Genomic DNA, 8571 nt, shown 5'->3' with positions numbered 1-8571 from the left:
TGGTGGTGCCGCCGCCCCTTAATTCCCGCTTCAGGTTGCCCGCGGCGTCATAGGTTACAGATTCGAGCACCACGTCCTGGGCCGTGGCGGAACCGTTGAGCTTGACGTCGTCAGCGATCACCTTCGAAAGCAGGTCATCGTCGTAGTAGCTGAAGGACGTCTTGCGTCCCATCGCATCCGTCCGAGCGGAGAGCCGCCCTGCCGGGTCGTACGACAGCGACTCCAGCACTATCTCTGTAGCTGCCTGAGGGCTGACCGGGCTGCCCGTCCAGTTCTTCAACGTGCGCGTGGCGAGCTCGCCACGCTTGGTGTAGGCGTAGCCGAACACCGCCCCGAGCTCGTCAGTTAGAGAGGTTTGCAGCCCGAACTTGTCCCAGCTGGCACGTACGACCCCGCCCGCAGGATCCGTGGCCGTCTCCTGACGGCCGAAGCCGTCGTAGGTATAGCTGGTCAGCCGTTCGGTGTCACCACCAGTTAGATCTGCAACCGTTTCGGTAAGCAGGTTGCCATCCGGATCATAGATGTAGCTCGTCCTCGCGGTATGCGTGACGTCGGTGATCTGGTTCTTCACCCCTGGAGCGTTCTGGGTGGTGAGCCACCCCCGTTCGTCATAGGTGTAGGTGGTTCTCACACCGCTGGGCTCGGCTTCGGAGACCTGCGTCTGGGCGATCTTCCTGCCCAGGGTGTCGTACTCGAAAGTGGACACCAGTCCTGCCGGCTCGGTCTGCTCAGCAAGGTCACCCGCAGCGGTGTGACGCAGCAAGGTCGTGTTGCCATTGGCGTCGGTGTGGGTCTTCACCAACCCCGCCGGCGTGACACCGCCACCGACCGCCGCTTCCGTGCCGTCTGTATACACGAGCGTGACGGAACGTCCATCGGGGAAGTCGAGCGTGGCCGGGGTTGTCTGCTTTGTCTGCTCGCCGTACTCGTTGTAGTTGAACGTGGAGGCGTAAACGTTGCTGGTTCTGTCGGCTGAGCGAGCGTCTCGCACCTTTACCAGACGATCGTTCCGCTGGTCGAATTGGTCGTTCTTATTGAGGTAGAACTCGGACCACGCGGTTTGGCAGCTTCCAGCACTGCGGCAGGTGGATGTAGCGAGGACGTTGCCACGGCTGTCGTTGGAGCGTGTGACACTGTTGTTGTTCGCGTCGGTGATCTTCGACACGTACCCGCCCGTGTCGTACAGGTAGGCCGTCTTCTTACCGAGTTGATCGGTCTGCGACACCAGCCTGTAACCGCGCCAGGCGTCATGCACAGAGGTCAGCGTGCCACTGGCCGGATCAGTGACCGTGATCGTGGACAGGCCGGTCGTCCGGTCATAGGCAGGGTCGCCGAGCTGCCAGGTGCCGCCGTTGTCGTCCGTGTGGGTCTTGATCCGGTCGGTGATGCCGTCGTACGTGTTGCTCGCCCAGACGCGGCCCGATGGCAGGGTGATCTTTGTGAGCTTGTGGGGGGCCTCGGCGCGCGCGGCGTAGTGGCGGGCGATCTCGGCTGCTGACAGCGGGCGATCATAGACGGCGACCTCGTCAACACAGCCGGCCAGGCCACCGATGCCCATGGCCTCGGTGTAGTGGGGCCCGGTGTTGGAGATCGCGCCCGCGAACGTCCCAGCGACCACGCCGTCCACGTAGAGCGTTTGCGCGTCTCCCTCGGCGGTCAGCACGGCATGATGCCAGGCGCCGTCTTTGACGGACGCGGCAGTGGTGATGCGCGATGGGGCCTCATAGCCGGCAGCCAGCTTCCCGTCGGCCGTCACCTGCAGCAGCGGGTAAAGCGCAGCCGACCCCGTGCCGTCAACGGTGATGATGTTGCCGCTGGCGCTCGTCTTGAACCACGTCTCAACCGAGCCCCAGGCGCCCGCGCGCGGAATGATGCCGGTAGGCAGGTCGATAACGGGCCAGGCTGATGTGGGGATGGCCACCGCCGTGTCCGACGTTCCGGCCAGCGCGCCGGGCTGTCCCAGGGTCTGCCCGCCACGGTAGAAGGCGTTACCGATCCAGCCCAGGTCCATGGCCTGGGTGCCGGAGGCCTCCCCAAATCGCCAGTAGCCCATCGGGTCGGAGTCCAGGACCATGCTGCGGTACAGCGATCCCGGGTTGTGGCCATAGAGGGTGCAGTCCTGCGCCGGGTTGCATACCTTTTCGAGCACGTCTCCGGTGTAGGTGTAGGTCCATGTCAACGCTTGGCCGTCGACCGGGTCGGTGGACACCGACCCAATGTGCGCTCCTGACCAGGTGAAGCTCAGAGAGCGGCCGCCAGGCGCGGTGGCCTTGGCGAGCTTGCCGTCACTGCCGTACGTCAGTTCCTGACTACGCCCGCGCTGGTCCCTCACTCTCAGCAATTGGCCAGCGCTGTTGAAGCTGTATGAGGTGGAGGACTTGTCCATCAGCCGCCAGCCACCATCCGCGTTCTTGGCAAGCGTTGCGAACATGCCGGGCGGTGGCTGGTAGTCGCCGTTCCCATTCTTGGCGAAGCGCACCTGTCGTCCGTCCGGATACGTCACCAACACGGCGGGACGGCCTTGTATGTTCTCCTCGACCACGCGCATGTCCCAGCGGGAGGACCAGCCGGCACCGAAAACACCGTCGCGTCGCGGGTCCATGCTGTTGTAGGACCGCACCACCGCGAGCGACGGACCCGCTACCGCGACCTGCGCATCGGTGAAGGTAGTGGTGTAGTTGCCGGATGCCTGGTGGAACTCCTGCCCGTCGATGCCCGGTGTGGACAGTTGCGATGTGATCGTCGGCTGGCGCACCCCCACGACGAAACTGCGTGTCTCCGAGTACGCGCCTTGGCCGCCGATCGTCGATGCGTCACGGACCTCCAATCGCCACCAGTACTGACGCCCCCACCCAAGCTCTCCTTCCGGCACAGTCACGCTGCCGGACTGGGCGCAGCAGTCGTCATACGTCGTGCAGTTGTTCATCGATGGGCCGTCGCACACTTCGAAATCGAAACTGATTGTGCCTCCGGCCCACGTCGTTGCCGTGGCACTGAACGTGGGTGTCGTGGTCAGCATCTGCAGAGCGTTATCCGGTGCCAATGACGTGATCTTCGGCGCGGGAGGCAGCGGGCACGTTCCGTCCGCAGCCCATCCCAACGGATCCTCTGGCGGCGGTGTGATATTGATCAGCGTGCTCACTCTGGCCCGCCAGATGCGCTGTTGGTAGGCAACCCGATCGCCGGCTGTCACCGCTCTGTTCGGCTGCCACGCCGGGACACTGCCACACGGTGGGTCAGCCGCGAGCAGGGCGACGGCTGATGGTGATGACGTGCCGCCTGTGTCCCGCAACGGAGTCCTGACCTGACGGGTCAAGTCGGTGCGCTGCTCCTGAGGCAGAGCGTTCTTGGGCGGGTAGACGTCCTTCTTCGGCGTGCCCGGGTCGACGTCGGTCTGCGTTTCCTCGCTTGAAGTAAGCGGCGGAAGAATCTTCGTCGTGCCGAAAGCCTGCTTCGGCGTCTCCGGCAAGCCTTGAGAGACGGCGAAGCTAGCCGGATCCGCGAGGTCAGCCCTAACAGGTGTCGGCTGCAGCAGCAATAAGCCTGGGAACAAGCCGACAAGAACCGCTGTAACCAACGCCGGCGACGGGCGAGCAGAACGAGGCCATGCCAAATAGCGGCGCATACGCCGTCACACTCCGAACCAACGAGGGGCGTCTGTGGACGCCGAACGTCACTCCACCCACCAGCAGGTAACGAGGTGCCTGACTGTGCGGCTCGGAGCATGTAATCAATCAGACGCAGCGTAACTCTCGCATGATCATGCAACAAGAGGCCATTTCGGTCATTGCGGTCATACGGACTGTGACTTACCGAATGAGCCTTTTACGACATGGACTACCGAGACCTTGGCAACACACGGACGTCCGCATCGAGCCTCCCTGACAGAGCCGCGCTGTCCGCCGTGTACGACGTCGTGGCCAGCGACGCGCGGCCGCCGAGCCGGTCGAGGGTGGCACCTCGCGGGGGCGGGAGGGTTTGGGTCACGCCTTTCGTGGCATGGGTCGAGAAGGTGACGAAGGGGGACAAAAGTCATGGTCAAGCCGCAGCAGCCGGAGCTCCGCAGGCCCGGTGAACCGCCGGGATCGCCGTTCCACGCCCGGCGAAACGCCGGGGAATCGCCGCTTCAAGGGAGGCCGCCATGCCCGGTCATGGAAGCCTGACGTTCATCGGGAACGCCACCGTGCTGATCCGCTACAACGGATTCACCCTGCTAACCGACCCGAACTTCCTGCACCGCGGCCAGCGCGCCTACCTCGGCTGGGGCGTCACCTCGCGTCGCCTGACCAACCCCGCGATGGAGATCGACGAGCTCCCGGCGCTCGACGCCGTGGTGCTGTCGCACATGCACGGCGACCACTGGGACCGCGTCACCCGCAGAGGGCTGGACCGGGACACACCGATCATCACCACGCCGCACGCCGCGCGCCGGCTCGGCCATCAGGGATTCGGCCGGTCGGTGGGGCTGGGGACGTGGCGCGCGCACGAGATGCGTGGCGGCGGCGGTACGCTGAAGATCATCTCCCTGCCGGCCCGTCACGCGCCCGGCATCGCCGAGACGCTGCTGCCGCCGGTCATGGGCAGCATGCTGGAGTTCCGCGACCCGGAGGGGCAGCTCGACCTGCGCCTGTACGTCAGCGGCGACACGCTGATGGATCCCTGGCTGAAGGCGATCCCGCGCCGCTTCCCGGAGATCGACGCGGCGATCGTGCACCTGGGCGGGACCAGGCTGCTCGGGATGATGACGGTCACGATGGACGGCGAGCAGGGCGCCCGCTGGGTGGATCTGATGAACGCGGACATGGTGGTGCCGGTCCACTACGACGACTACACCGTGTTCAAGTCGCCGCTGGACGACTTCCGCCGGCACGTCGAACAGGCCGGCGTGGCCGACCGGGTGGTCTATCTGGAGCGCGGCCAGAGTCATGAGCTGACCGGCCGCCCGGCGCCGCGCCGCTCGATCCCGAACGCCTAGCGCCAGAGCGCTGCGCCAAACAGTGAGCAGTGCTCTTGCCGTAATGCCTCCAAGGATGGTTCACTGATCCCACGAGAGAGCGCCGCTCTCATTGAGGAGCAGTGAACATGACGGTGATGACGACCACGGCCGGCGGCCAGATCGCCTACCAGGTGGCGGGCCCGGCCGACGGCCCCTGCTGGTCCTGGTCCACGGGATGGGCGACACCGGCGCCACCTTCCGCCTCCTGACTCCGCACCTGCTCGCCGCCGGGTACCGGGTGGCGGCCATGGACGTGCGCGGCTACGGAGCCTCCGGCACCGGCTGGCCCGACTACGCGCCGGCCTCCATCGGGGCCGACCTGCTCGACCTCATCCGGCACCTGAACGGCGACACACCAGCCATGGTGATCGCCCACTCCATCGGCTGCTCGTCGGCCGTCTGGGCGGCGGCCGAAGCTCCGGAGGCGATCACCGCCCTGGTGCTCATCGGCACCTTCTCGGGCGAGGCGCCGATCAAGCCGTGGATGAAGGCCGCCTCCCGGCTCGTCGGCCGCAGTGCGGCGCTGTGGGGACTGTTCGTGCGCTCGTCCTACCCGACCGCCAGGCCCGCCGACTTCGGCGACTACCTGGCCGCGCTCAAGGCCGGCCTCCGCGGACCCGGCCGCCTGGCCCCGCTCCGGGCGCAGATCGAGGTGTCCCTGTCCGGCGTCGAGAACCGCTATGCCGAGGTCACGCAGCCGGCGCTGGTCGTCATGGGCACCAGGGACGGCGACTTCGCCGACCCGGCTGCGGACGCGGCGCTGAGTGCCGCCAAGCTGGCCGGTCCGGCCCGCGTCCACCTGGTGGATGGCGCCGGCCACTACCCGCACGCCGAGATGCCCGCCGCGACGGCCGAGGGCACGCTGGCTTTCCTGTCCCGGCTCCGGACGAGCGCCACCTCGTCCCGGTCCCGGCAGGGGCTGTGAGCCGGAAGGTCAGAGCAGTGGGGGTGACGTCCACCTGGGCCGGGGCGGCGGCCCGGAGGCGTCAGAGCAGGCCCAGCAGGATGGGGGCGGCGTTCGGCGGGCTGCGCCACTACTTCGACAGCCAGGACGGTCTGCTCCTGTTCGCCGCGGAGGCGGTCGCGAGCGGGGTGGGCGCCCGGGTCGTCGAGCATCTGCGTGCCGACCTGCGCCTCCTGCCGCGGGGCGCGCCTGCCTGAGGTGATCGGCGAGCAGCTCGAGGACACCGGGCTGGAAGCCAAGGCTCGCCGGCTGCACGTGTTCGTGGACGGGCTGACGCTGCAGGCCGCGACGTACCGGGACGAGCTCCCGGCGCAGGAGGTCCGGCGCGTTCTCCGTCACGAGCTGGCTCATCCGGATGGAGGCCCCTCAGGCCGGCGTGGCACCGACCGTCCGCGCCAGCTCGACGGGCAGCGCATAGGGGCGCTCGGCGGGCAGCATGCCCGTGATGTCCTGCCGAGCGCGCAGGGCGGCGTGGAGGTCGTGGACCCGCTCGGTGACATCGGTGATGGACACGGTCCATTCGTCGACGTAACGGGTGACCGCCTCGCCGGACAGGCCGATCTGGATCGAGCGGTGCGGCAGCGCGCCGTGGTGCGGATCGCGCTCCGGATCCCACTGGATCCGGACCGGGCTGTGCCGGAGGCGTTCGGCCCACGCCTCGCGATCGGCGCCCGCGTCAGGGTGACTGAGGCAGGAGTGGGCCAGGGCCCAGGTGAAGCCCTCGTGGGTGAGGTCGATGGCGAGGACGCGGGTCTGGCCGGGCTTGGTGGCCCAGCCGCAGCGGTACATCATCCAGAGGAACGAGGGTTTGACCCAGGTCATCCGCTCCCGCTTGAACGGCGCGACGAACCGCTGCGCGGCGACCGCCGGCTGGGCGATGGCCGGGTCGTAGGCCTGGTAGACGGTGATGGACTCCTCGCCGTAGGCGGCACGGATCTGCCGGTGGGGCACGTTCATGCCGATCAGCGTGGCGAACAGCGGCTCCGCTCGGCAACCTGATTATCGGATGGCGCCGAACGCGACGGCCGTGGTGGAGGCGATCACCGTCGTCAGCACGACCATGATCAGCACGGTGGCCAGCGGATTCGGGCGCCGGGGCGGCACGGTGGGGCGTGGCACGTAGGCGCGAGCCTCCGTCACCGTGGGCGTGGGCGTGGGCGTGGGCGTGGGGGTCGGGGTCGTCCGGACCGGGGCCGACGCCCGGGCGCGGACCGGCGCTTCGGGGGTGGCCCGCCGGGTCTTCGCGGGACGGGACGAGGTCGGCCCGCACCGGCCGATGTGGACGCTCCCTCCGGGGCCGTCCACGCAGACCGCGTCGTCGTACACCGACACGCCGCCCCTCGACACCACCGGCGCCGGCCTGGCCTTTCTGGGCCGGGGGGTGCGTGCGATGGAGACGCCCGGCACCGACACCCGGGGCCCCGCCTTGCGCGGGATCGACACCCCGGGCAGCTTCACCCCCGCGTCCGACACCCCGGGCACCGACACCCGGGCGTCCGGGACGCCGCGCACGGACGCGCGCACGTCCGGGACGCCTGGCAGCGGGACGCCCCCGACCTGCGGCGGGCGCGGGTCGGCCGCCGCGGGGCCGCTGGCGCAGATCGCGAAGAGCGCGACGGCGGCGAGCAGCGGCGTGTGCCTGACAGCCACGGTCACACTCCCCCGGCGATCCGGGCGAACTCCTGCAGCGCGCCGCTGAACGCCTCGGGCCCCACGGCCAGCGGTCCGGCGAAGGCGTAGGAGATGTCCCAGGTGAGGTAGATGCCGAAGCCGAGCATGGCGGCCATCGCCGCCAGCGGCAGCAGCGCCGCCCCGCGCGGCCTGGCCCCGGCCAGGAACGGGAAGACGACGACCACCAGGCCGGTGAGGATGGTCAGCAGCAGCAGCCCCTCGGGGGGGGTGGCGGCGGCGTCGGAGGCGCGCTGGGCGCGGGCCGCGGAGATGGCCCCGATGCGGTCGAGCACGGCGCCCCTGGCCTCTTGCTGGTCTTCGGTGCCGCCGTCGAGCTCGACGACCCTGGCGCGCAGCTCGTCGAGCCGCGCCGATCCGGCCGCGTGCATCTCCCCGTGCCCCATGACGGGCCATTCGTCCTTGACCACGAACGTGACGTAGTCGCGCAGCCCGGTGCGGACCGGGGCGACGGCGTCGGCGGGCAGGTCCGCGGCCGCCCAGTAGGCGTCGATGGCGGCCCGGCTCTCGGCGTGCGTGTTCTGCCTGGCTGCGTCGGCCGTGGTCCACGGCACGATGATGGCGATGGCGAAGACCAGCAGGAACAGCGCCGACAGCATCGCCCCCGCGTGGCCCGCCGACGGCCCGTCCGCCGCGTGGTCGTCGCTGCCCTTGCCCGCCAGCCTGAACGACAGGGCCGCGATCGCCACCACGCCCACCGCCGCGAGGACCGAGAACACGTACGCCAGCATGAAGATCTCCCCCAGCACGTAGAACACGTAGCGTTAGATGAATATCACAATACGCAATCATGACGCGCGCGCCAAGGAGGGAAAGCTGCGGCAAAGTCCGATGGACCGTCGTGCCGCTGGGCGGGCCGGCCGGAGGGGGCCGCTGGACGGATCGCCGGCGAGCCCGGCGCCGGGGCGGCGATCCGTCCAGC

Annotated in this window: 8 protein-coding genes and 1 pseudogene; 5 read left to right on the top strand and 4 right to left on the bottom strand. The window is 68.7% G+C overall.

Annotated features, from left to right (window positions below; translation table 11 throughout):
- A partial coding sequence (locus tag V5E28_RS06320) for a LamG-like jellyroll fold domain-containing protein (RefSeq protein ID WP_336205419.1) occupies window positions 1-3538 on the bottom strand: 3538 nt, incomplete at its 3' end.
- A gap of 603 nt (window positions 3539-4141) precedes the next feature.
- On the opposite strand from V5E28_RS06320, the gene V5E28_RS06315 reads away from it, so the two are divergent.
- The 5 genes and pseudogenes from V5E28_RS06315 to V5E28_RS49440 form a co-directional block, all read left to right on the top strand.
- On the top strand, window positions 4142-4975 hold the full coding sequence (locus V5E28_RS06315) for an MBL fold metallo-hydrolase (RefSeq protein WP_336205418.1): 834 nt from the start codon (window positions 4142-4144) through the stop codon (window positions 4973-4975).
- Between the two features lie 107 nt (window positions 4976-5082).
- A complete protein-coding gene (locus V5E28_RS06310) occupies window positions 5083-5205 on the top strand; it encodes a hypothetical protein (protein ID WP_336205417.1) in 123 nt (40 codons plus the stop codon).
- Entirely contained in the window at window positions 5172-5921 is a 750-nt protein-coding gene (locus V5E28_RS06305; RefSeq protein ID WP_336205416.1) for an alpha/beta fold hydrolase, read from the top strand. Before V5E28_RS06310 ends, V5E28_RS06305 begins: the two co-directional genes overlap by 34 nt.
- A gap of 23 nt (window positions 5922-5944) precedes the next feature.
- Window positions 5945-6157, top strand: coding sequence for a hypothetical protein (locus tag V5E28_RS06300; RefSeq protein ID WP_336205415.1), 213 nt, complete (start codon window positions 5945-5947; stop codon window positions 6155-6157).
- Window positions 6117-6248, top strand: a pseudogene (locus tag V5E28_RS49440) (hypothetical protein); the annotation flags it as partial. The gene V5E28_RS06300 and the pseudogene V5E28_RS49440, both read left to right, overlap by 41 nt.
- 78 nt (window positions 6249-6326) lie before the next feature.
- Here the strand turns inward: V5E28_RS49440 and V5E28_RS06295 are convergent.
- Genes V5E28_RS06295 through V5E28_RS06285 form a run of 3 tightly spaced genes read right to left on the bottom strand, consistent with a single transcriptional unit; the run spans window position 6327 to window position 8407 of the window.
- Window positions 6327-6917 (bottom strand): DUF4291 domain-containing protein, encoded by a 591-nt coding sequence (locus V5E28_RS06295; protein ID WP_336205414.1) that lies wholly within the window; start codon window positions 6915-6917, stop codon window positions 6327-6329.
- Between the two features lie 42 nt (window positions 6918-6959).
- Window positions 6960-7610, bottom strand: coding sequence for a hypothetical protein (locus V5E28_RS06290; protein WP_336205413.1), 651 nt, complete (start codon window positions 7608-7610; stop codon window positions 6960-6962).
- A gap of 2 nt (window positions 7611-7612) precedes the next feature.
- Complete coding sequence (locus V5E28_RS06285; RefSeq protein WP_336205412.1) at window positions 7613-8407, bottom strand: bestrophin-like domain; 795 nt, start codon at window positions 8405-8407, stop codon at window positions 7613-7615.
- Between the last annotated feature and the right edge of the window lie 164 nt (window positions 8408-8571).

The sequence above is a fragment of the Nonomuraea sp. LPB2021202275-12-8 genome, from assembly GCF_037044575.1.
In the GTDB taxonomy this organism is placed as follows: domain Bacteria; phylum Actinomycetota; class Actinomycetes; order Streptosporangiales; family Streptosporangiaceae; genus Nonomuraea.
Note: the sequence above shows the minus strand (reverse complement) of the source record. Positions and strands in the feature narration are given on the sequence as shown.